This is a genomic window from Streptomyces vinaceus (assembly GCF_008704935.1).
Taxonomy (GTDB): Bacteria; Actinomycetota; Actinomycetes; order Streptomycetales; family Streptomycetaceae; genus Streptomyces; species Streptomyces vinaceus.
Map to the genome: position 1 here is coordinate 2361251 of NZ_CP023692.1, position 23967 is coordinate 2385217.

The 23967-nt window shown below is 71.5% G+C and carries 13 protein-coding genes; 6 read left to right on the forward strand and 7 right to left on the reverse strand.

Annotated features, from left to right (window positions below; all coding sequences use genetic code 11):
• Positions 1–10: 10 nt before the first annotated feature.
• Positions 11–2788 carry a CBM96 family carbohydrate-binding protein gene (locus tag CP980_RS10260; protein ID WP_165937279.1) on the reverse strand — a complete coding sequence of 926 codons (2778 nt, stop codon included), beginning with the start codon at positions 2786–2788 and terminating at the stop codon, positions 11–13.
• Positions 2789–3033: 245 nt separating this feature from the next.
• Complete coding sequence (gene gmd, locus CP980_RS10265) at positions 3034–4047, reverse strand: GDP-mannose 4,6-dehydratase (RefSeq protein ID WP_099889386.1); 1014 nt, start codon at positions 4045–4047, stop codon at positions 3034–3036.
• Positions 4048–4373: 326 nt separating this feature from the next.
• Here gmd and CP980_RS10270 point away from each other — a divergent pair, with 326 nt between their 5' ends.
• Positions 4374–5318, forward strand: a complete 945-nt coding sequence (locus CP980_RS10270; protein ID WP_132756875.1) for a GDP-L-fucose synthase family protein — start codon at positions 4374–4376, stop codon at positions 5316–5318.
• Positions 5319–5340: 22 nt separating this feature from the next.
• Here CP980_RS10270 and CP980_RS10275 read toward each other — a convergent pair whose 3' ends face one another.
• Positions 5341–6828, reverse strand: coding sequence for a sugar transferase (locus CP980_RS10275; RefSeq protein WP_150528027.1), 1488 nt, complete (start codon positions 6826–6828; stop codon positions 5341–5343).
• A gap of 381 nt (positions 6829–7209) precedes the next feature.
• Between CP980_RS10275 and CP980_RS10280 the strand changes: the two genes are divergently transcribed.
• Together CP980_RS10280 and CP980_RS10285 are read left to right on the forward strand one after the other, a co-directional pair.
• Positions 7210–9474, forward strand: a complete 2265-nt coding sequence (locus tag CP980_RS10280; RefSeq protein ID WP_150528028.1) for a M4 family metallopeptidase — start codon at positions 7210–7212, stop codon at positions 9472–9474.
• A gap of 221 nt (positions 9475–9695) precedes the next feature.
• Positions 9696–10115: a hypothetical protein gene (locus tag CP980_RS10285; RefSeq protein WP_150528029.1), complete on the forward strand. Its 420-nt coding sequence runs from the start codon at positions 9696–9698 to the stop codon at positions 10113–10115.
• Positions 10116–10288: 173 nt separating this feature from the next.
• Here CP980_RS10285 and CP980_RS35060 read toward each other — a convergent pair whose 3' ends face one another.
• Both CP980_RS35060 and CP980_RS10295 read right to left on the reverse strand, forming a co-directional pair.
• Positions 10289–11188 carry a hypothetical protein gene (locus CP980_RS35060; RefSeq protein ID WP_167535818.1) on the reverse strand — a complete coding sequence of 300 codons (900 nt, stop codon included), beginning with the start codon at positions 11186–11188 and terminating at the stop codon, positions 10289–10291.
• Positions 11189–11351: 163 nt separating this feature from the next.
• Positions 11352–12881: an MFS transporter gene (locus CP980_RS10295; protein WP_150528030.1), complete on the reverse strand. Its 1530-nt coding sequence runs from the start codon at positions 12879–12881 to the stop codon at positions 11352–11354.
• A 149-nt stretch (positions 12882–13030) separates the two neighbouring features.
• On the opposite strand from CP980_RS10295, the gene CP980_RS10300 reads away from it, so the two are divergent.
• A complete protein-coding gene (locus CP980_RS10300) occupies positions 13031–14053 on the forward strand; it encodes an Lrp/AsnC family transcriptional regulator (protein WP_150528031.1) in 1023 nt (340 codons plus the stop codon).
• Between the two features lie 34 nt (positions 14054–14087).
• Here the strand turns inward: CP980_RS10300 and glgP are convergent, their stop codons facing one another.
• Positions 14088–16736 carry an alpha-glucan family phosphorylase gene (gene glgP, locus CP980_RS10305; RefSeq protein WP_132756864.1) on the reverse strand — a complete coding sequence of 883 codons (2649 nt, stop codon included), beginning with the start codon at positions 16734–16736 and terminating at the stop codon, positions 14088–14090.
• Between the two features lie 206 nt (positions 16737–16942).
• The gene (locus tag CP980_RS36360; protein ID WP_150528032.1) at positions 16943–19681 is read right to left on the reverse strand and encodes a PKD domain-containing protein; all 2739 of its coding nucleotides are present in this window, start codon (positions 19679–19681) and stop codon (positions 16943–16945) included.
• 525 nt (positions 19682–20206) lie between these two features.
• On the opposite strand from CP980_RS36360, the gene CP980_RS10315 reads away from it, so the two are divergent.
• Positions 20207–22201: an alpha-1,4-glucan--maltose-1-phosphate maltosyltransferase gene (locus tag CP980_RS10315; RefSeq protein ID WP_132756860.1), complete on the forward strand. Its 1995-nt coding sequence runs from the start codon at positions 20207–20209 to the stop codon at positions 22199–22201.
• A complete protein-coding gene (gene treS / locus CP980_RS10320; RefSeq protein WP_132756858.1) occupies positions 22198–23892 on the forward strand; it encodes a maltose alpha-D-glucosyltransferase in 1695 nt (564 codons plus the stop codon). Before CP980_RS10315 ends, treS begins: the two co-directional genes overlap by 4 nt.
• Positions 23893–23967: the final 75 nt, after the last annotated feature.

Here is a 23967-nt window from a genome sequence, read left to right on the forward strand (position 1 = left end):
TTACGAGGGGTTACTTCGGGCCGAAGGTGAGGACGAGCTGCGGAGCGGCGTCCGCGGCCGTCGCCTCCATGGACCAGATCCACAGCGGGTCGGTGCCCGTGCTCGTCAGGGCCAGGCTGTAGGCGGTGCCCAGGACCGGGGTGAGCGCGGCGGTGTCGAGCGGGGTGCTCTGGATCGCCGAGCCGTCCGGCACGCTCGCGAACGAGCCGAGCTCGGTGGCGCCGAGGGCGGGCTTGGTGTTGAAGGTGGTGCTCGCGCCGCTCCAGGTGCCGGTGACCGGGACCACGGAGATCTTGTCGGTCGTACCGGCGTTCGCCTGCGTCGACGTCTTGATCTGGAGCGAGGCGGACTTCAGGACCTGCCCGGCCGGCGCGGCCGGCAGGTTGAAGCGCAGGTACGTCTGGTACGCCGAGGTGCCGCGGACGGCCAGCGAGGTGCTCGCGCCGTTGGCCGCGCTCGGGGCGCCCTGGTTGACGTAGGTGTCCTCGGTCGCGGAGACCTTGGAGACCGTGTCGGAGGGGGCCTTGGCCAGGTCGTAGTGCTTCTTGGCCTGGGCCGCGGTGAGCGCCTTCGGGTAGACGGCCGTCTCGTCGATCTGGCCGGCGAAGAAGTTGCTGGTGGGCTTGGTCGGCCAGCCGCTGAGGTTGTCACCGCCCACGTGCCAGAAGCCCTCGTACGAGACCGGGTTGCTGATGCTCTGCGTGCCCTTGCTCTGGCCGTCGACGATCAGCTCCATGCCGCCCGCACCGAGGGTGCCGACGACGTGGTGCCACTTGTTGTCGTTGTACGTGTCGAACAGGCCGGTGGTGATGGTGCGGGCCGAGCCGTTGCTGACGCCGAAGACCAGACGACCGGTGTTGGTCATGTAGATCTGCTTGTCGTACGAGCCGCTGTTGCGGTCGGTGTTGTTGCCGAAGCCGATCAGCTTGCCGCCGCGCGTGGTGTTGGTCTTGAACCAGGTCTCGACCGAGAAGGTGTTGCCCACCGTCTGGCGGTGGTCGCTGTACACCTGCTGGCTGGTGCCGTTGAAGCCCATCGCCGTGCTGGCGCCGCTGATCGCGCCGGGCGTCTGGCGCAGGGCCGGGGCGTTGAGCTGGACGCCGCTGGTGTTGCCGGAGACCGAGGAGTCGGCGACGTAGGGGCTGACGGTGTCGTCGTAGCGCCAGTACAGGCTGGCGCCGTCGGCGCGCACCTGCTCCGGGTAGGACTGGACCGAGCTCGGGACCGTGACCGCGGCGTTGGCCGACAGGGCGCTGGTGTTGCCCGCCGCGTCGGTGGCCGTCACGCGGTAGGTGTACGACTGCCCGGCCTTGGCCGTGGTGTCGGTCCAGGAGGCCTGCGGGCGCTGCCACTCCAGGGACTCGGCGGCGACGGTGGCGATGGGGCTGGACGAGCCGTTGCGGTAGATCCGGTACGTCAGCTTGCTGTCGTCGGCGTCGTAGCTGGTGCGCCAGCGGACCTGGACCTCATCGGGCTTGACGCTGCCGGCGCTCGCGACCGGGGTGGTCGGGGCGCCGACGTCGCCGGTGGAGGCGAAGCGGGTGAGCCCCTGCTGCGGCTTGCCGTTGATCGCGGTGAACTCGCCGCCGGACCACAGGTACTTGACGTCGTTCTTCTCGGCGATGGTCAGCGTGCGCGGGCCGATGCCCTCGCCGATGCCGTCGTTGGCGGTGGGGTGCCAGCCGAGCTTGCGCGGGCTGCGCACGAAACCGTCCACGGGCGCGGGGGCGGCGCCTTCGTAGTTGGTCAGCTGCGCGTTGAAGAAGTTGCGCTTGCCGTCGGGGAACTGGCCCTCCAGCGAGCAGTCGTGCGCGTGCGAGGCGCTGTAGAGGACGCCGTCGTACGGCAGGACCGCCTGGGTCGCGCCGAGGCAGCGGTCGCGCCACTTCTCGCTGAAGTCGCTGAGGTTCAGGCCGATGCGGCCGTCGAAGACGCCGCCGCCGGAACCCTCGTTGCCGGTGTAGAACCCGGTCGAGTCGGTGGCGATGTCCTTGACCACGGAGTTCGACGGGATGTTGCTGTACGTCTTGGTGACCGCGCCGGTGGTGGCGTTGACGACGGCCAGGGCGTGCGTGCTCTTGCCGTTGATGTCGAAGAAGTCACCGCCCAGCAGCACGTTCTTGCCGTCCGGGGTGACCTCGACCGCGCGGCCGGGCTCGTCGGCGTTGGCCGTGAAGGGCTTCAGGGCGCCGGAGCCGGCGTCGACGGCGGCGAACCGCTCGCGCGTCTGGCCCTCGACGGTGCCGAAGTCGCCGGCCGCGTACACGGTGTCGTCGGTGACGGCGAGGGCGCGCACGGTGGCGGGGAAGCCCGGGTGGAAGGCGGCCTTGGGGGTGCAGGTCGCGATGTCGATCGCCGCCACGCTGGAGACCGGGGTCCCGTTGACGGCGCCGAAGTAGCCGCCCGCGTACAGGGTCTTCTTGTCCTTGGACACTTCCAGGGCGCGCACGGTCGCGCTGCCGTCGCCGATGGTGAAGGCGAGCTTGCACGAGGTCGGGTTGCCCGTCGCGGCGTCGAGCGCGACGAAGTTGACCGCTTCCTGCTCGGCACCGCTGGTGCCGTCCGGCGGACGGACGGCCGAGAAGGTACCGCCGGCGAAGACGGTGCCGTTCGCCTCGGCCATCGCGAAGACGATGCCGTTGGGCTGCCAGGTGGGCAGCTCGTCAGCGGTGAATGCCACGGGAGGCGTGATGGCGGACGCCTCGGGCATCAGCACCAGGCCTATACCGGTGCCGGCGCCGGCCAGTGACAGGACGAGGGCAGCAGTCAGCCCTCTGGATCTACGCATGAGCCCCCCAGGGCAATTGCCCGGTTTGATGGCTGGAACTATCCGAACAGCCATATGTACTGGCGCAGACTAGGGCCCTCGCGAGAACCCGGTCACCCCCCTTGACCGTTTGCATACCAACTTGGAATGAACGGTTCAGGTTGGAGGGGGCACAGCGGACATACGGCAGGTTTGCCCCGGCCACACCCACCGATACCAGTGGAGATGACCGGGACACGGCAAATCGTAGGGGAAATATAAGGCCTTCAGCGGTCGATGCGGACCGTGGCGCCCGCCAGCTGGTCCTCGACCTGCCGGATGTCGGCGTCGACCATGATCCGCGCCAGCTCGGCCACGAGCACCGTCGGCTTCCAGCCAAGCAGTTCGTTGGCCTTGGAGGCGTCGCCGATGAGGGCGTCGACCTCGCTCGGGCGCTCGTACTTGGGGTCGTAGCGCACGTGCTCCGCCCAGTCGAGGCCCGCGTGGGCGAAGGAGGACTCGACGAACTCGCGGACCGTGGCGGCCACGCCCGTGGCGACGACGTAGTCGGTCGGCTCGTCCTGCTGGAGCATCCGCCACATGGCGTCCACGTATTCGGGCGCGTAGCCCCAGTCGCGGACCGCGTCGAGGTTGCCCAGGTAGAGGTGCTCCTGGAGCCCGGCCTTGATCCGGGCCACCGCGCGGGTGATCTTGCGGGTCACGAAGGTCTCGCCGCGGCGCGGGGACTCGTGGTTGAACAGGATCCCGTTGACGGCGAACATGTCGTACGCCTCGCGGTAGTTCACCGTGGTCCAGTACGCGAACACCTTCGCGGCGCCGTACGGGCTGCGCGGGTGGAACGGGGTCTTCTCGTTCTGCGGGGGCGGGGTGGCGCCGAACATCTCCGAGGACGAGGCCTGGTAGATGCGGGTGTCCACGCCGCTGGCGCGGATCGCCTCCAGCAGGCGCAGGGCGCCGAGGCCGGTCACGTCGCCGGTGTAGAGGGGCGCGTCGAAGGAGACCCGGACGTGCGACTGGGCGCCGAGGTTGTAGACCTCGTCGGGCCGGATGTCGCGGAGCAGGTTCACGAGCGCCACGCCGTCGGACAGGTCGGCGTGGTGCAGGACGAAGGACCGGTTCGCGGTCTGCGGGTCCTGGTAGATGTGGTCGATCCGCTCGGTGTTGAAGCTGGAGGAACGCCGCACCAGGCCGTGCACCGTGTAGCCCTTGGAGAGCAGCAGCTCGGAGAGGTACGAGCCGTCCTGCCCGGTGACGCCGGTTATCAGTGCGGTCTTGCCCATCTGGGTCCCCCTGGGGGTCGTATCGGTCTGTTCTGGTGAGGCAGGGCCTCGATGGCGGCGGTGCGGCTCGCCGGTGGAGCCGTACCGCACGGGTGGCGCGGTCCCGCCCGGCCGGGGCCGCGCCCCGGCTGCGCGCCGGACCTGACGCGCGTACGGCCGCGGGGCCCGAGGGGTTGGATGCGTACCGTACACGGCGTCGCGCCGCCCCCTTCGGGCGGATTCCGGCGCGCCCGGCCGGCGCGGGACCGGGCCCGCCGGGACGGCCGCCGGCGGCGGGGCCGGACCTCCCCCGCCCCCCGCGGACGCGGGCTGGCATCATCGGCGGTATGACAAGTTCGCTGCCGCTCCTGCCCCCGAACGCCCGCGTCTTCGTCGCGGGCCACCGCGGCCTCGTGGGCTCCGCGGTCGCCCGCCGGCTCACCGCCGACGGCCACGAGGTGCTCACCCGGGGCCGCGCCGACCTCGACCTGCGCGACGCCGCCGCCACGGAGGCGTACCTGAAGGACGTCCGCCCCGACGCCGTCGTGCTGGCCGCCGCCAAGGTCGGCGGGATCATGGCCAACAGCACGTACCCGGTGCAGTTCCTGGAGGACAACCTCAAGATCCAGCTCAGCGTCATCGGCGGCGCGCACGCCGCCGGCGTCGGCCGGCTGCTGTTCCTGGGCTCCTCCTGCATCTACCCGAAGCTGGCTCCGCAGCCCATCAGCGAGGACGCCCTGCTGACGGGCCCGCTGGAGCCGACCAACGAGGCGTACGCCCTGGCGAAGATCGCCGGCATCGTGCAGGTGCAGTCGTACCGCAAGCAGTACGGGGCCTCGTACATCTCGGCGATGCCGACGAACCTCTACGGCCCGGGCGACAACTTCGACCTGGAGACCTCGCACGTACTGCCCGCCCTGATCCGGCGCTTCCACGAGGCCGCCGCCGAGGGCCGCGAGGAGGTCACGCTGTGGGGCAGCGGGACCCCGCGTCGCGAGTTCCTGCACGTGGACGACCTGGCGGCCGCCTGCGCGGTGCTGCTCGGCACCTACGACGGGGACGAGCCGGTGAACATCGGCTGCGGCGAGGACCTCACCATCAAAACCCTCGCCGAGACCGTCGCCGAGGTGACCGGCTTCCGCGGCCGGCTCGCCTGGGACACGTCCAAGCCGGACGGCACCCCGCGCAAGCTGCTCGACGTCACGCGCCTGACCTCGCTGGGCTGGAAGCCGGAGATCGGACTGCGGGACGGGATCGCCGCCACCTACCGGTGGTGGCGCGAGCAGGGCTGAGCACACGTCCGCCGGGCACCCCCTAGTACGCTCCGCGGCCGTCGACGACGGCGCGGAGGGTACGGCCCATGACGTCGACGTCACTGGTGAAGGACCAGTTGTCCACGTACTGGAGGTCGAGCTGGATCGTCTCGTCCCAGGAGAGGTCCGAGCGCCCGCTGATCTGCCACAGCCCGGTCATGCCCGGCCGTACGGTGAGCCGGCGCAGCTCGACCTCGTCGTACTGGGCCACCTCCTCCGGCAGGGGCGGGCGCGGGCCGACCAGTGACATGTGGCCGCTCAGTACGTTCAGCAGCTGGGGCAGTTCGTCCATGGAGGTGCGGCGCAGCAGCCGGCCGACGCGGGTCACCCGGGGGTCGCGCCGGATCTTGAACATCAGGCCGTCGTTCTCGTTGGCCCCGGACAGCTCGTTCTTGAGCCGGTCCGCGTCCACGACCATGGTGCGGAACTTCCACATGGTGAACGGGACCCCGTCGCGCCCGATGCGCTGCTGGCGGTAGAACGCCGGGCCGCGCGAGCCGAGCCGGATCGCCAGGACGATGCCGAGGAAGACCGGCGAGAGCAGGAGCAGTCCGACCCCCGCCCCGGTGCGGTCGAGCACGGACTTGAGCAGGGTCTGTACGCCCCGGCTCACCGGCGGCGCCACCCGCAGCACGGCGAGGCCGCCCGCGGACACGGTCTCCAGCCGCTTGACGGAGACGTCCACGAGCCCGGGGAAGACGGCGAGTTCCAGCCCCGCGTCGTGCAGCGCCCAGGCGACCTTGCGCAGCCGCTCCCCCGCGATCCGGGCGCCCGGGGCGACCAGGACGAGGTCGGCGTGGTGGCTGCGGACGGCGCCGAGCACGGCGGTGGAGTCCGCGTTCGGGGCCTCGGGCGCGCTCTCGTCGAGCCGGGCCGCGACCGGCACCCCGCCTTCGAGCGGGCCGGCGCCGACGGGCACCACGCCGACCACCACGTACGGGTGGTCGGTGCGCGCGGCCAGGTGTTCGATGACGGCTCCGGCCGCGCCGGGCTCGCCGACGACCAGGACGCGGCTGACGGCGTGCGCCTCGCGGCGGGCCGCCGAGAGGTGGCGGTAGGTCAGCTTGTGGCAGGCCACGGTGACGAGGAGGGCGGGCAGCAGGGCGCCGAGGGCGGACAGCCGGGGGGTGCTCTCACCGGTCACCACGCGGGCGACGGCCAGGACACCGATCAGAATCAGCCAGTCGTGCAGGACGGGCAGCACTCCGCGCGATTCTCCGAGCGCGCGGGAGGCGTAGCGGCGGCGCACCGCCTGCACGCCGGTCCAGGCGAGCGCCGCGCCGAGGGCGCAGTACACCGGCCGGACCTGCTGCGCCGCGTGGAAGACCAGCCCCACGGGGACCGCGGCGCCGAGGAAGTCGGCCGTGAGGGCCGCGGGCAGGTACCAGCGGGCCTTGTCGCCGATGCGCCTCACAGGCGCCGCAGCGAGCCCCGCCGCCGCAGCCGCCGCTCCGGCCAGTCTTTGCGCAGGAAAATGGACATGCCTCATGGGCCCCCCTGGCACGTGGTCTATGACAGTGGCGCGTGCCCGTGGCTTCCCCTGGCTTCGGACAACTGGCGCACCGGGAAACAGTACGACAAACGCCCGTACGACAAATGCCGATTGCCCGAACGAGGCCTCTTGTTGCGCAAGTGTTAGCAACCGGTACCAACCGTTCCAGATATCGGACCCCCCTTTCGCACGCGAAGGTGAATGGTCCGGATACCGGATACGTCTCATCGGTCAACGAACCGTTTCCGGCCAACCTTTTGACGCGGCCCTGACATCGACGCCGGCAGCTGGCACTCTTCGATCCGTTCTACGCACCAGCCTGCTCTGCCCGGAGGCCCACCCAGCCATCCGGAGCCCCCTTTGCAGAAGGAGTCTGCGTTGAGTCACACCCCCCACAGGCGTGCCACCGCGGCCGGCGCTCTCGTCGCCGCCGCCGCACTGCTCGCCGTCGGCATCCAGGCCGGCACCGCCAGCGCCGACGCCACCGCGTCGCAGGCACCCTCCGCCAAGTCCAACCCGGGCGCGGCCGCCGTCAACCTCAGCGCGTCCGAGCGTGCGACGCTCATAGCCGACGCCAACTCGACCACCGTCCAGGCGGCCAAGGCCCTCGGCCTCGGCGAGCAGGAGAAGCTGGTCGTACGCGACGTCGTCAAGGACGCCGACGGCACCACGCACACCACGTACGAGCGCACCTACGGCGGACTCCCCGTGCTCGGCGGCGACCTGACGGTCCACGCCAAGGGCGGCGTCACCAAGAGCATCACCAAGGCCACCAACCACGAGATCAAGGTCGCGGACACCACGGCGACCGTGACCCCGGCGGGTGCCGAGGGCCAGGCCGTCTCCGCGGCCAACGCCGCGGGCTCCAAGGACGCCAAGGCGTCCAAGAGCGCCCGCAAGGTGATCTGGGCCGCCGAAGGCGCCCCCGTCCTCGCCTGGGAGACCGTCGTCGGCGGCCTCCAGGACGACGGCACCCCGAGCGAACTGCACGTGGTCACCGACGCCAAGACCGGCGCGAAGATCACCCAGTGGCAGGCGATCGAGACCGGCACCGGCAACACCATGTACAGCGGCCAGGTCACGATGGGCACCTCCCAGTCGGGCAGCAACTACACGCTGACCGACGCCGGGCGCGGCAACCACAAGACGTACGACCTCAACGGCGGCAGCTCCGGCACCGGCAGCCTCTTCACCAACACGACCGACGTGTGGGGCAACAGCGCCGCGTCCAACCGCGCGACCGCCGGCGCCGACGCGCACTACGGCGCACAGCTGACGTGGGACTACTACAAGAACGTGCACGGCCGCAACGGCCTGCGCAACGACGGCGTGGCCCCGTACAGCCGGGTCCACTACGGCAACGCGTACGTGAACGCGTTCTGGGACGACTCCTGCTTCTGCATGACGTACGGCGACGGTACGAGCAACACGCACCCGCTGACGTCCATCGACGTGGCCGCCCACGAGATGACCCACGGCCTCACCTCGGTCACCGGCAACATGACCTACAGCGGTGAGCCCGGCGGTCTGAACGAGGCGACCTCCGACATCATGGCGGCGAACGTCGAGTTCTACGCCAACAACCCGCAGGACGTCGGCGACTACCTGGTCGGCGAGAAGATCGACATCAACGGCGACGGCACCCCGCTGCGCTACATGGACAAGCCGAGCAAGGACGGCGGCTCCAAGGACGCGTGGTACTCGGGCATCGGCAGCATCGACGTCCACTACTCCTCGGGCCCGGCCAACCACGTCTACTACCTGATGTCCGAGGGCTCCGGCGCCAAGGTCATCAACGGCGTGAGCTACAACTCGCCGACCTCGGACAACCTCCCGGTCACCGCGATCGGCCGTGACGCCGCCGCGAAGATCTGGTTCCGTGCGCTGACGGTGGGCTACTTCAAGTCCAACACCAACTACGCGGCCGCCCGTACGGCGACCCTCCAGGCCGCCGCCGACCTGTACGGCCAGGGCTCGACCACGTACAACAACGTGGCCAACGCCTGGGCCGGCATCAACGTCGGCGCCCGCATCGTCTCCGGCGTCTCGGTCACCCCGATCGCCAACCAGACCACCCAGATCAACACCGCGGTGAGCCTCCAGGTCCAGGCGACCAGCACCAACCCGGGTGCGCTCAGCTACGCGGCGACCGGCCTGCCGGCCGGCCTGTCGATCAACTCCTCGACCGGTCTGATCTCGGGCACGGCCACCACCGCGGGCACGTCCAACGTGACCGTGACGGTGACCGACTCGCAGAGCAAGACGGGCACGGCGTCCTTCACCTGGACCGTCGGCACGTCCCAGCAGAACGTGTTCGAGAACACGAACGACTACGCGATCGCGGACAACGCGACCGTCGAGTCCCCGATCGCCGTGACCCGCACGGGCAACGCCCCGAGCGCCCTCAAGGTGGACGTCAACATCGTCCACACCTACGTCGGTGACCTCGTGGTCGACCTCGTCGCCCCCGACGGCACCGTCTACAACCTGCGCAACCGCACCGGCGGCAGCGCGGACAACATCGTCCAGCAGTTCACCGTGAACGCCTCCTCCGAGGTGGCGCAGGGCACCTGGAAGCTCCGCGTCCGGGATGCCGCCACGCTGGACACCGGCAAGATCGACAGCTGGAAGCTCACCTTCTGAACCCCACCGGGGCAGGTGAAGCCACACGGCTGACCCACTGAAAACGCGGGGCCGTCCGGGAGAGACCCTCCCGGGCGGCCCTGTTCCATGTACCCCTGCCGTACGGGACCTGCGCCCCGGCGCGCCGGGCCCCGTCCGCCTTCCCGCTCCCCGAACTCGCGCAGACCGCGCTCGACTGCTACTTCCGCCCGGACGGCCCCGGCTCCGGCCCGGACGCCCGGATGCGGACCACCCCGCGGCTGCGCGCCGCGGGCGGTTCCCCGGCGGAAGTCCCCACCGCCCTCGGCAACTTCGTCGAGGTCCGGCTCGCCAAGGAGGGACACGATGGTGTCGTCGGAGTCAACTGCCTGGAGAAGGTCCAGCTCGCCACCGCCCCGGCGATGTCCGGCGCGGTCCTGGCAGGCGTCGACCACGTGCGCGTGGGCGCGGGCGTCCCCGGTCAGATCCCTGCCCTCGCCGACCGGCTGGCGCGCTGCGAACCCTGCGTGACGCGGCTCGCGGCGGAGGGCGACGAGCGGCCGCTGGACCACGCCTTCGACCCCGCCGCGCCCTGGCCGGGCACCTACCGGGGCCGCTGCGCCGCCCGGTGCTGGCCGCCTACCTGGCCCGGGACGAGGCCACCCGGCCCGAGGGGTTCGTGACGATCGGCAAGAACCTGTGGTTCCTGCCGAGGCTCTCCCGGGGCGCGTCCCCGTACACGGCGGCGGACGTGGTGCGGTGGCCGGCGGCGGGGGCCGGCGCCTGCGGTGCGTACGGCGCGAGGGCCCGGCACCCGAGTGGGTGCCGGGCCCTCGCGTTCACCGGGGCCGGGGGGTCAGCCCATGCGGCGGATCATGGAGTCGAGGAAGTCCGGCACGCGCTGGTGGCGCTCGTCGCGCCGGTCCTCGTCCCGACCCTGATCCTGGTCACGACCCTGGTCCTCGTCCCGACCCTGATCCTGGTCACGACCCTGGTCCTCGTCCCGACCCTGATCCTGGTCACGGCCCTGATCCTGGTCACGGCCCTGATCCTGGTCACGGCCCTGATCCTGGTCACGGCCCTGGTCCTGGTCACGGCCCTGGTCCTGGTCACGGCCCTGGTCCTGGTCACGGCCGTGGTCCTGGTCGCGCCCGGGCTCCTGGCCCTGCTCCTGGTCCTGACCCTGCTCGTGGTCACGGCCCTGGTCCTGATCGCGGCCCTGCTCGTGGTCACGGCCCTGGTCCTGGTCGCGGCCGTGGTCCTGATCGCGGCCCTGGTCCTGGTCGCGGCCGGGCTCGTCGCGCTGCTCCTGGCCGGGCTCCTGCTCGGGGTCGTCCAGCGGCATGCGGTGCGAGCGGAAGTCGTCGTCCCGCCAGTCGTCGCGGCGGTTGTCGCCCCAGTCGTCGCGGCGGGTGTGCGTCGGCACGAAGGTCACCGAGAGGACCTCGACGTTGTACACCGTGTCGCCCGGCTGGAGTTCGCGCTCCACCCGGCCGCCACAGCCGTGGTTCGGGTAGAGCAGGGCCCGCGACTCGGTGCCGTTGTGCACCGCCGTCGCCGGGCGGCCCCGCGAGGTGTCCGTCAGCTCGTAGCAGGTGTCGTTGTCCGACGGACGGATCTGCGCGCGCTCGTCGTTGTCGATGATGTACTGCAGCCGGCCGAGGTCGTCGTTACCGCCGGCCAGCGAAGGGCCTGCGGTCGGCAGGACGAGGGCGAGGGCGCCGAGGAGCGCTGCGGCGGTCGGGCGAAGACGCATGGGGAGGCGTTCCGTTCTGTGGGCACTGGATGCCGGTCCGGTGGCATCCAGCGGGCAGCGTAGGAGCGGCGCCCCCCGCCGGAACGTTTCGGCATGCGCAGCGCGTTCGAAGGTTCACCCGCCCGGATCGGCGGCCTGCGCCCGTACGGTCCCGCACCCGGCGCTACGCGGATGCGCGTTCGGACGCCGCGGAGCCCTGGACCGGGACCGGAGCCGCGGCCGGCGGCCGGGCCGCCGCGGCGGCCTGCGTACGGACCAGCACCAGCACCAGCAGTGCGCCCGCCAGCCCCATCAGCCCGGAGACCAGGAAGGTCCCCCGCAGCCCGCTCGCGAAGGCCTCCTCCACCCAGGCCCTGGCCGCCGGCCCGGTCGCCAGCAGCTGGCCGGCCCGCCCGGAGGCCAACGCCTCGGCGGCGCCGTGCCCTTGGCCGGAGCCGCTGAGCCCGTCCCGCAACCCGGCCTGGAAGACCGCGCCGAGCACCGCGACGCCGAGCGCCATGCCGAGCTGCCGGGCGGTGTTCAGGGCCCCTCCGGCCATACCCGCCCGGGCCGGGGCCACGGCACCCATCGCGGCGGCCGCCATGGCCGGGGTGGCCATGCCCACGCCGAGCCCGGTCACCACCAGCCCCGGGACCAGGACCGGCCAGCCGTCGCCCGCATCCGTCATCCAGGCCTGGAGCAGCGCGCCCGCCCCGATCAGCAGCAGCCCGCCGCCGATGGTCAGCCGCGCCGGAGCTCCGTGCAGCAGCCGACCGGCCGCCGCGGAGACGACGAACGAGGAGATGCTCAGCGGCACCAGCACCAGGCCGGCGGAGACCGGCCCCATCCCCTCCGCGGACTGCAGCCACAGGGACACGTACATCAGGTACGAGAACGCCGCTCCGGACAGCAGCAGCGCCCCGGCCATCACGCCGACGAAGGAGCGGCTGCGGAACAGCGAAAGGTCCAGCATCGGACGGGAGCTGCGCAGTTCGACGAGGACGAAGACGGCGAAGGCGGCCACGCCGAGGCCGAACAGCCCGAGGGTGGCGCCCCCGGTCCAGCCGTCCTCGCCGACCCGGATCAGCGCGTACGTGACGGCCGCGGCCCCCGTGGTGAAGGCGGCCATGCCGGGCAGGTCGAGGCCCTTGGCGCGCGGGTCGCGGGACTCGGCCACCGACCGCAGGGTCACGTACACGGCCAGGGCGCAGACGGGGAGGTTGACGAAGAAGATCCAGCGCCAGCCGAAGTGCTGGGTGAGCAGCCCGCCGAGGATCGGGCCGGCCGCGGCGGCGGCGCCGTTGACCGCACCCCACACGCCGAAGGCGACCCCGCGGTCGCGGCCCTGGTAGGCGCTGGAGAGCAGGGCCATGGTGGTGGCGAACATCGCGGCGCCGCCGATGCCCTGGACGGCGCGGAACGCGATCAGCGCGGCCGGGCCGTCGGCCAGCCCGCAGGCGAGCGAGGCGGCGGCGAAGATCCCGAGCCCGCCGAGGTAGACGCGGCGGCGGCCGATCCGGTCGGCGAGCGACCCGGCGCCGAGCAGCAGGGCGGCGAGGGCCAGCGCGTAGCCGTCGATGACCCACTGGAGCCCGGAGAAGGAAGTGTGCATGTCGGCGGCCATGTCGGGCAGGGCGACCATCACGATCGTGACGTCGACCAGGAGCATGAACGCCCCGAGGCACACCGCGGTGAGCGGGAGCCATTTACGCATGGAAGAACTCCTCGGGACCCTGGGGCCCGGCACGTGGTGGATAGGGGTTGGCGGTGGCTCCAAACTCCCACCCGGTCGGCCGGTCCTCCCACCCAGACCCCTCTCGCTGCCGGATTCCTCCCATCGAACGTCCTGCGATGATGGAAACCATGACGACACCCGCATCGCTGGACGAGCTCGACCGGGGCCTGATGGAGGCCCTGATGATCGACGGGCGGGCTCCCTTCAGCAAGATCGCCGAGGTGCTGGGGGTCTCCGACCAGACGGTGGTGCGCCGCTACCGCCGGCTGCGGAGCTCCGGCATGCTGCGGGTGATCGGGCTGCCGCTGGGCAACCGCGTCGGGCTCTTCGAGTCCTGGCTGCGGGTGCAGTGCGCGCCGGACGCCGCGCTCGCGGTGGCCGAGGCGCTGGCCCGGCGGCCGGACATCGCCTGGGTGAAGCTCGGCTCCGGCGGCACGGAGATCAACTGTCTGACCAAGGCCCGGACCCGGCAGGACCGCGACGGGCTGCTGCTGGACAAGCTCCCGCGCACCCGCCGGGTGACCGGGGTCAGCGCCCACACCATCCTGCGGGTCTACTACGGCGGCCCGTCGGGGTGGTGCGGCCTCGACGTACTGCGGCCCGGGCAGATCGCGGCGCTGGGGCAGGCACCGGCCAGGCCGCCCGTGGTGGACGGACAGGAGCAGGAGCGGTACGCCCTGGACGAGGCCGAACACGCCCTGCTCGCGGTGCTGGCCCAGGACGGCCGGGCCGGCTACCCGGAGCTCGCCCGGGCCTCCGGTCTGTCGGAGTCCACCGCCCGCCGGCGCATCGACCGGCTGCGGGAGCTGCGGGCGCTCTACTTCGACCTGGAGCTCGTCCCCTCGGCCCTGGGCTTCGACGCGGAGGCGACGCTGCTGCTGACCGCCGCCCCGGCCCGGCTCGCGGAGGCGGGCGCCGCACTGGCGGGCCATCCGGAGGTGCCGTTCGCGGCCGCGGTGACGGGTACGGCCAACCTGATGGCCGCGGTGGTGTGCCGGGACACCGACGCGCTCTACACGTACATGACCGAGCGGATCGGCGCGGTCCCCGGCATCCAGCACGTGGAGGTGATCCCGACCCTGCGCAACATCAAGCGGGCCGGGATGCTGGTGGAGGGCGGGCGGCTGGTCGATCCGCCGCCCGCCCCCTGAACCGCACGACCCCGTGGGGCCGGCCGCCAGGCCGCTAGCGCAGGAGTACCCCGCCGCCCGCGTCAGCGGCCGCGTCGGTCTCCACCGGGGCCGCGACCAGCCCCAGTTCGGCCGGCGTCGCCAGCATCGGGTGCGCGGGCAGGATCCGTACGGTGTAGCCGTAGGGCCCCGTACGGTCGAGGGCGAGCGGGCCCTCGTACATCCAGCGCCCCTCCAGGTCGGGCCCGGCGGTGGGCTTGAGCGGGAAGGAGCGCCCGCCCTGGATCACGTCCTGCGGGTCCACCCGCCCGGCGACGGCCTGGACCTCCACGTCCTCGGGCGTGAGGGCGTCCAGCGCCACCCGGACCCGCAGGGTGAGGGTGGCCCCGAGCTCGGCCGTGCCGCCCACCGGTGCCGCCGCCAGCGCCTCCACGTGCTCGACGGTGACCCTCGGCCAGGCCGCCCGGACCCGCCCCTTCCACCAGGCCAGGTCCCGCGCCGCGTCAGCGTCCAGGGTCCGGTGGGCGCGGGCGGCCGGAGCGTAGAGCCGCTCCACGTACTCGCGCACCATGCGGCCCGCGAGCACCTTGGGACCCAGCGAGACCAGGGTGCGCCGGACCATCTCGATCCACCGCACCGGCAGTCCGCTGCGGCCCGCCCGGTCGTAGAAGCGCGGTGCGACCCGGTCCTCGATCAACTCGTAGAGGGCGCCCGCCTCCAGGTCGTCGCGCCGGTCCTCGTCCGTGCCGAGCCCGTCGGCCGTCGGAATGGCCCACCCAAAGTCCGGTTCGAACCATTCGTCCCACCAGCCGTCCAGCACGGACAGGTTGAGGCAGCCGTTCAGCGCCGCCTTCATCCCGCTCGTCCCGCAGGCCTCCAGCGGCCGCAGCGGGTTGTTCAGCCAGACGTCGCAGCCCGGGTAGAGCTTCTGCGCCATGGCCATGCCGTAGTCGGGCAGGAAGACGATCCGGTGGCGCACCCGCGGATCGTCGGAGAACCGCACCAGCTCCTGCACCAGCCGCTTGCCCCCGTCGTCGGCCGGATGCGCCTTGCCGGCGACGACGATCTGCACGGGCCGGTCCGGGTCGAGCAGCAGCGCGCGCAGCCGCTCGGGGTCGCGCAGCATCAGCGTGAGGCGCTTGTACGAGGGCACGCGCCGGGCGAAGCCGATGGTGAGCACGTCCGGGTCCAGTACGGAGTCCACCCAGCCGAGTTCGGCCTCGGCCGCCCCGCGCTGGAGCCACGAGGCCCGCAGCCGGTCGCGCACCTCCTGCACCAGCTGCTCGCGCAGTACGCGCCGCAGGTCCCAGATCTCCTGGTCGGCGATGTCGGCGACGGCGTCCCAGCGCTGGGAGCCGCCCACCGACAGCGCGTCCTCGGTCCGCCCCGCGCCGATCTGGCGCACGCCCAGGCGGACCACCTCGGGGGCCACCCAGGTCGGGGCGTGCACGCCGTTGGTCACGGAGGTGATCGGCACGTCGGCCGGGTCGAAGCCCGGCCACAGTCCGGCGAACATGCCGCGGCTGACGGCCCCGTGCAGGGTCGAGACACCGTTGGCCCGCTGGGCCAGGCGCAGACCCATCACCGCCATGTTGAAGACCCCGGGGTCGCCGCCGGGGTAGGACTCGGCGCCCAGTTCCAGGATCCGGTCGACCGGCAGGGCGGCCAGCTCCGCGCCGGGCCCGAAGTGCCGGGCGACCAGGGCCCGCTCGAAGCGGTCGATGCCGGCGGGCACCGGCGTGTGCGTGGTGAACACGGTCCCGGCGCGCACCGCCTCGATGGCGGCCTCGAAGCCGAGCCCCTGCTCCCCTTCCAGTTCCCTTATGCGTTCGAGCCCGAGGAAGCCGGCGTGTCCCTCGTTCGTGTGGAACACCTCCGGGTCGGGATGCCCGGTGATCCGGCAGTACGCGCGCACCGCGCGCACGCCGCCGATGCCGAGCAGCATCTCCTGGAGGAGGCGGTGGTCGCTGCCGCCGCCGTAGAGCCGGTCGGTCACCTCGCGGGCGCCGGAGTCGTTGTCCTCGACGTCGGAGTCGAGGAGCAGCAGCGGTACGCGGCCGACGCGGGCCTGCCAGATGTGGGCGTGCAGGGCCCGGCCGCCGGGCAGGCTCAGGCTCACCCTGGCCGGCGCACCCTCGTCGTCGCGCAGCAGGGAGACGGGCAGTTCGTTGGGGTCGAGGACGGGATAGTGCTCCTGCTGCCAGCCGTCGCGGGAGAGGGACTGGCGGAAGTAGCCGTGCCGGTACAGCAGCCCCACGCCGATGAGCGGGACGCCGAGGTCGCTGGCGGCCTTGAGGTGGTCCCCGGCGAGGATCCCGAGCCCGCCGGAGTACTGCGGCAGGGCGGCGGTGATCCCGAACTCGGGGGAGAAGTAGGCGATCCCGGCGGGGAGCTCGGCATGGTCCTCGTGGCTCTGGTACCACCTCCCGCCGTGTACGTAGTCGTCGAGGTCGGCGGCGACGACGGCGAGGCGCCGCAGGAACCGCCGGTCGCCGGCCAGTTCCTCCAGCCGGGGCGCGGAGACCGAGCCGAGCAGCCGGACGGGATCGCCGCCGGCTGCCTGCCAGCCCTCGGGGTCGACGGATTGGAAGAGTTCACGGGTCTCGGCATGCCACGACCAGCGCAGATTTCGCGCGAGATCGGCAAGCGGAAGCAATGGTTCCGGGAGGACGGGGCGCACGGTGAATCGACGGATAGCCTTCACACGTTCTACCTTCGCAGGCGATTGCGGATCGAAGCGGCCGCACCACGCTGTGCGTCCGCGCATCACCCCGGGAAGGCTAGCTTCACCGGGGCCCCGCCTGCCACGGTGCCTCGGGCGCCGCAGGCCCCCGGTTTCCCTCCCGGACGCCGCCGCCCCGGCCGCCGCGTGCGGTGCACGGGTGGCCGGGGCGGCGGGTACGGGGCGGGTCAGCCCTGGGTGAAGTAGCCGAGCAGGTCGGTGATCACGTGGGTGCTGCCGCCGTAGCTGTTGGAGATGCTGACGCGGCCGTCGGCCACCGGGGTGGTGACGTGGTTGGGGACGGTGTCACCGGGACGGGTGTTGAGGCTGCTGGCGCCGGGGCGGGTGGTCCCGTATCCGTACGCGGTCAGGAAGCCGGGGCCGGTGGAGTCGGTCGCGGTGACGTTGAGGGCCGCGCCGAGGGCTCCGGCGGGCAGGCCGGTGACGGTGGTGGTGGCGCCGGGGGCGAGCTTGCCGGTGGTGCGGGTGTCGGCGAGGCGGCGCGGGACGGTCGGGTTGAACAGGGCCGTGCCGTCCTTGCCGTACCAGCCGACGGCGTCGAGGATCAGGTGCGTGGAGCCGGTGTTGGTGTAGAGGGTGATGGTGCCGTCGGGGCCGACGGGGACGATGGCCTGGTTGGACTTGTCCTTGCCGGGTTCCAGGTTGAGGTTCGAGGTCGCGGGCCGCTTCGCCGGGTCGGGGTAGGCGATGACGTGGGCGTTCTCGGTCGCGCCGGTGCCGGTGAGGTTGAGGGCGACGGCGGTGGCGTCGGCGGGGATCCCGGCCGTGCCGGCGACCTTGACGGTCCGCGTCTGCCCGCCGCCGAGGGCTCCGCCGGCGGCGCGGGTGTCGGCGAGGCGGGTCGGGGCGATCGGACTGAACCGCCGGCCGATGCCCGGCTGGTAGTAGCCCACGAAGTCGACGACGAGCGCGGCGCGGCCGGAGTTGAGCTGGGCCGCGACCTTGCCGTCGGCGCCGACCGGCACCGTGACCGTGTTGGAGGAGGTACCGCCCTTGCGGACGTTGACGTTCGAGGTCGCCGGACGCGGCTGGCCGGAGGGCCACACGCTCAGGTGGGTGTCCTCGGAGGCATCGGTGACGGTCACGTTGAGCACGGCCGCGGCCATGCCGCCGGACAGGACGTGGTCCGGCACCGACAGCCCGGCCGGCAGGGTCACCGCGGTGGGGCTCCCGCCCCACAGGGCGGTGCCGTCGGCGCGCGTGTCCAGCAGCCGGAACGGCGCCGTGGCGACGTAGCCGGAGGGCGCGTAGTCCACCTTCACGCTCCGCGTGGCCGTGGACACGGCCCCCTTGGTGTCGCGGACCGTGACCGTGACCTTGTACTCGCCGGGCGCCGCGTAGGTGTGCCGGGTGTCGTCCTGCTGCGCGGGGCTGCCGTCGCCGTAGTCGACGTACATGCGCTCCACCGGCCACGGCGCACTGGTGGATCCGGCGTCGACACGGATGGTCAGCGGCCGGACTCCGTCCATCGGGCTGTCCGTGGCCGGCAGCACCGGCTCCGTGGTGAAGGCGGCGGTCAGCGGGCCGGCCGCGGTCACCTTGGCGGACTTCTCGGTGGAGACCTTCTTGCCGACGCCGTTGACCGCCGTCACCTTGACCGTGCAGGTGCACGGCCCGGTGTAGACGTGCGTGGCGACGGCGTTGGCCCCGTTGCCCTGGCGGGTGACGACGGGGGCCGTCCCGTCGCCGAAGTCCACCTCGTACGCCATCGTGGTGGGCCACTGGCTGTTCGAGACCGCCTGCACCTCGACCGGGGTGCCGGCCGGGGCGTAGGTCTGGTCGATGACCATCCAGACCTCGCTCAGACCGTCCTGGACCTCGTGGGCGCCGCGGTCCAGGTAGCCGCCGTCCTTGCCGGTGTTGGGGACGCCCGGATCGTCGGCGACCGGGTCCCCGGCGAAGTCGCTCGGCAGTACGCCCGGCGCCGTCGGGTCGGCGGAGTCGATGGTGGGCGAGCCGGGCATGTCGCCGACGCCCTCGCGCGACGCGGTCAGGATGTCGTGCGCGCCCTGGCCGGTGGCGGCCTGGAAGGCGGCCGGCGTCCGGTAGCCGGTGCCGGACCAGGTGTAGGCGGCCGCCAGCGTCTTCTCTCCGGTGATCAGGTTGTAGTCGGCGCGGGTGCCCTCCGCGGCCTCCGGCGACACCGCTGTGCCCACGCGCGGTTCGGCCGACCCGCAGGCGACCGAGGTCGCGTTGGTGTGCAGCACGTTGTTGAACACCGCCGAGCCGGTCGAGCCGCCGCCGACCGAGACGGTCGCCCCGCACATGCCTTCGAGCGTGTTGTTGGTGACGACCGTGCCGGGCGCGTCCACGACCGTGAGCGCCGACTGGTAGACGCCGACGAGGAGGTTCCGGCCGAGGACGGTGCCCCGGGAGCCTCCCTCGACCTTGGCGGCTCCCCTCAGCCGGGTCCGGGTGAGGCGCACGCCCGTGCTGCCTTCGCCGATGACAACGGCCTCGGCCCTGCCCCGGGAGATGTCCATCCGGTCCAGCTCGACATCGGTGGAACGGCCGACCTTGACGCCGCCGGTGGCCCTCACTCCGTGGACCACCACGTGAGCGGCGCCGCTGAGCGTGAGCCCCTTGGAAAGCTCCGGGGAGGACTGGACGTCGGAGCCGCCGTCGAACGTGATCGGCCTGCCCGGCTCGCCGTAGCGGTCGACGGTGACCGCCTCGGCGTACACCCCGGCCTTGATCCGCACGGTCTGGCCCGGCCCGACGACCTTGGCGGCCGCCGCGACCGTGCAGAACGGGGCGGCCTGCGCTCCGGAGCCGGCGTCGGAGCAGCCGGCGTCGTTCTTGTCGACGTAGAGCGGGGCCGGCGCACCCGCGGCCGCGGAGACCGGGACACCGAGAAGAGTGACGAGGCCCGCGGTGAGCAGACCCACCGTACGAGTGGCACGCAAGAGGAACGATCCTTCGGAAAAAGTGATGCGAATTCAGGACACTCCGGCGAGCGGAAGCGCACAGGAAACTCACAGAGACGACCTCATGATCCACCCATCGAAGGCCCCTGTCACTACGGATATTCCGCCCCTCACCGCCCAAATCCCCGGTCACAGACGATGCCTGCGGGACCGGTGGGACGAGGGTTTCAGGGCGTACATCCGTTAGTCCCAACGGACTTGACTGAGCCTCGATGGATGTCGGCCAAGGACTTGGTCCGGGCCGCGCGACTACGTACGAGTAGTTAACCGAGTGCACTGATTGAGCGGGGTGAGAGTGGGCAGGGCTCCCCGCGTACACGCACGGCACCCCGCCCCACCACCTCTCCCGCCACCCGAGTGAACGCGGACAGGAGCGGCCATGCCCGCAGCCCAGCCGTCTTCCGAGCGGCTAGAAACAGAGCGAACAGAGCGTGCACGACCAGCCGGAGTTCCGGCTGGGCTGTTGTCACCGAGCCCTGCGAACTGCCCCCAGGTGATCCCATCATGATCGGTCGTATTCCCGTTCTGGACGTCCGCCCCGCCGTCGACTGCGGTGCCAGACCCGCCAAGGCGGTCGTGGAGGAGGTCTTCGAGATCTCCGCCACCGTGTTCCGCGAAGGCCACGACGCCGTCGCCGCCCACGTCGTGCTCCGCGACCCCAGCGGGCGGCTGCGGCCCCCCGTGCCGATGCGCGAACTCGCGCCCGGCACCGACCGGTGGGGCGCTCGGGTCTCCGCCGATGCCGAGGGGAGGTGGACGTACACCGTCGAGGCGTGGAGCGACCCCGTCGGCACCTGGCAGGCCCACGCTGCCATCAAGATCCCGGCGGGCATCGACCCCGGCCTGACCCTCCTCGAAGGCGCCGAGCTCTACGAACGGGCCGGGTCGCGGATCCCGAAGAAGGACGGCCGCGAGCACGTGCTGGCCGCCGCCGAGGCCATGCGCGACGAGGACCGCCCCGTGGAGCTGCGGTACTCCGCCGCCCTGGCCGCCCCGGTCCAGGCCGCCCTCGCCCGGCGCCCGTACCGGGAACTGGTCACCGCCTCCAAGGCCCTGCCGCTGGTCGTGGAGCGCAAGCGGGCCCTCTTCGGCTCCTGGTACGAGATGTTCCCGCGCTCCGAGGGCGCCGTCGTCGAGCCCGGCGAGGAACCGGTGAGCGGAACGCTGCGCACCGCCGCCGAGCGGCTGCCGGCCATCGCCGCGATGGGATTCGACGTGGTGTACCTGCCACCGATCCACCCCATTGGGAGTACGTACCGCAAGGGACCGAACAACACCCTTTCGGCTGGAAGTTGGGACCCCGGGGTGCCGTGGGCCATCGGCTCCACCGAAGGCGGCCACGACGCCGTCCACCCCGACCTCGGCACGATCGAGGACTTCGACGCCTTCGTCGCGCGCGCCCGCGAGCTGCGCATGGAGATCGCGCTCGACTTCGCGCTCCAGTGCTCCCCGGACCACCCCTGGGTGGAGAAGCACCCCGAGTGGTTCCGCCACCGGGCCGACGGGACGATCGCGTACGCCGAGAACCCGCCGAAGAAGTACCAGGACATCTACCCGATCCACTTCGACACCGACATGGCCGGGCTCGTCGAGGAGACGGTCCGCATCCTGCGGTACTGGATGGACCACGGCGTCCGCATCTTCCGCGTCGACAATCCGCACACCAAGCCTGTCGTCTTCTGGCAGAAGGTGATCGCCGACATCAACAAGTCCGACCCCGACGTGATCTTCCTGGCGGAGGCCTTCACCCGGCCGGCCATGATGCGCACCCTCGCCGCGATCGGCTTCCAGCAGTCGTACACGTACTTCACCTGGCGCAACACGAAGGCCGAGCTGACCGAGTACCTGACCGAGCTCGCGGGTACCCGCTCCGCCTCCGTCATGCGGCCGAATTTCTTCGTCAATACGCCCGACATCCTCCACGAATACCTTCAGCACGGCGGCCGCCCGGCCTTCGAGGCGCGCGCCGTCCTCGCCGCCACCCTCTCCCCCACCTGGGGCGTCTACGCCGGGTACGAGCTGTGCGAGAACACCCCGGTGCGGGAGGGCAGCGAGGAGTACCTGAACTCCGAGAAGTACGAGTTCCGGCCGCGCGACTGGGCGGCCGCCGACCGCGAGGGCCGCACGATCGCCCCGCTGATCACCACCCTGAACCGGGTGCGCCGCCGCAACCCGGCGCTCCAGCAGCTGCGCGACATCCACTTCCACACGACCGACAACGACCAGGTGATCGCCTATTCGAAGCACGCGGGCGCCAATTCCGTACTGGTGGTCGTCAACCTCGATCCGCACCACACCCAGGAGGCGACGGTCTCGTTGGACATGCCGGTACTCGGCCTCGACTGGCACGGGTCCCTCGCTGTGCGCGACGAGCTCACCGGCGAGACCTACCACTGGGGCAGCGCCAACTACGTACGCCTGGAGCCGGGCCGAACGCCCGCACACGTACTCGTGGCTCTGCGACCGTCCCCGCCCACCGGAGGGTCACCCACCACATGATGATCAACGATCCCGTCCACGACACGTTCGAGGACACCCCCGCGAAGGACCGCGACCCCGACTGGTTCAAGCGGGCGGTCTTCTACGAGGTGCTCGTACGGTCCTTCCACGACAGCAACGGTGACGGCGTAGGGGACCTGAAGGGGCTCACCGCCAAGCTCGACTACCTGCAGTGGCTGGGCGTCGACTGCCTCTGGCTGCCGCCGTTCTTCGCCTCGCCGCTCCGCGACGGGGGCTACGACGTCGCGGACTACACGTCCGTGCTGCCCGAGTTCGGCGACCTCGCCGACTTCGTGGAGTTCGTGGACGCCGCGCACCACCGCGGCATGCGGGTGATCATCGACTTCGTCATGAACCACACGAGCGACCAGCACGAGTGGTTCCAGCAGTCCCGCAAGGACCCGGACGGTCCGTACGGCGACTACTACATGTGGGCCGACAACGACAAGCAGTACCAGGACGCCCGCATCATCTTCATCGACACCGAGACCTCCAACTGGACGTACGACCCGGTGCGCAAGCAGTACTACTGGCACCGCTTCTTCTCGCACCAGCCGGACCTCAACTACGAGAACCCGGCCGTCGTGGAGGAGATCGTCTCGGCGCTGCGCTTCTGGCTGGACCTCGGCATCGACGGCTTCAGGCTCGACGCCGTGCCCTACCTCTACGCCGAGGAGGGCACCAACTGCGAGAACCTGCCGCGCACCCACCAGCTCCTCAAGCGGGTCAGAGCCGAGATCGACGCGCACTACCCCGACACCGTGCTCCTCGCCGAGGCCAACCAGTGGCCCGAGGACGTCGTCGACTACTTCGGAGACTTCGCGAGCGGCGGGGACGAATGCCACATGGCGTTCCACTTCCCCGTCATGCCGCGCATCTTCATGGCCGTACGAAGAGAGTCGCGCTACCCCGTCTCCGAAATCCTGGCCAAGACCCCGGCGATCCCGGACCGCTGCCAGTGGGGCATCTTCCTGCGCAACCACGACGAGCTCACCCTCGAAATGGTCACCGACGAAGAGCGCGACTACATGTACGCGGAGTACGCCAAGGACCCGCGGATGCGGGCCAACATCGGCATCCGCCGCCGGCTCGCCCCGCTGCTGGACAACGACCGCAACCAGATGGAGCTGTTCACCGCCCTGCTGCTGTCGCTGCCCGGCTCGCCGGTGCTCTACTACGGCGACGAGATCGGCATGGGCGACAACATCTGGCTCGGCGACCGCGACGGGGTGCGCACCCCGATGCAGTGGACCCCGGACCGCAACGCCGGTTTCTCCTCCTGCGATCCGGGCAGGCTCAACCTGCCGGTCATCATGGACCCGGTCCACGGGTACCAGGTCACCAATGTCGAGGCCGCGATGGCATCGCCCTCGTCGCTGCTGCACTGGACCCGCAGGCTGATCGAGGTCCGCAAGGCGAACCCGGCCTTCGGCCTCGGCTCGTACACCGAACTGCCCTCGTCCAACCCGGCGGTACTGGCCTTCCTGCGCGAGTACGGGGACGACCTGGTGCTGTGCGTGCACAACTTCTCGCGGTTCGCGCAGCCGACCGAGCTGGACCTGCGGTCGTTCAACGGGCGGGTCCCGGTGGAGCTCACGGGTGACGTGCGCTTCCCGCCGATCGGCGAATGGCCGTACCTGCTCACCCTCGCGGGGCACGGCTTCTACTGGTTCCGCCTGCGCAGCGAGTAGCCGCCGATACGGGGTGGGCGCGCGAATGGGTCAATCGCCCGCCCCTGTACGGATCATCCTGACCCGACACTCGTA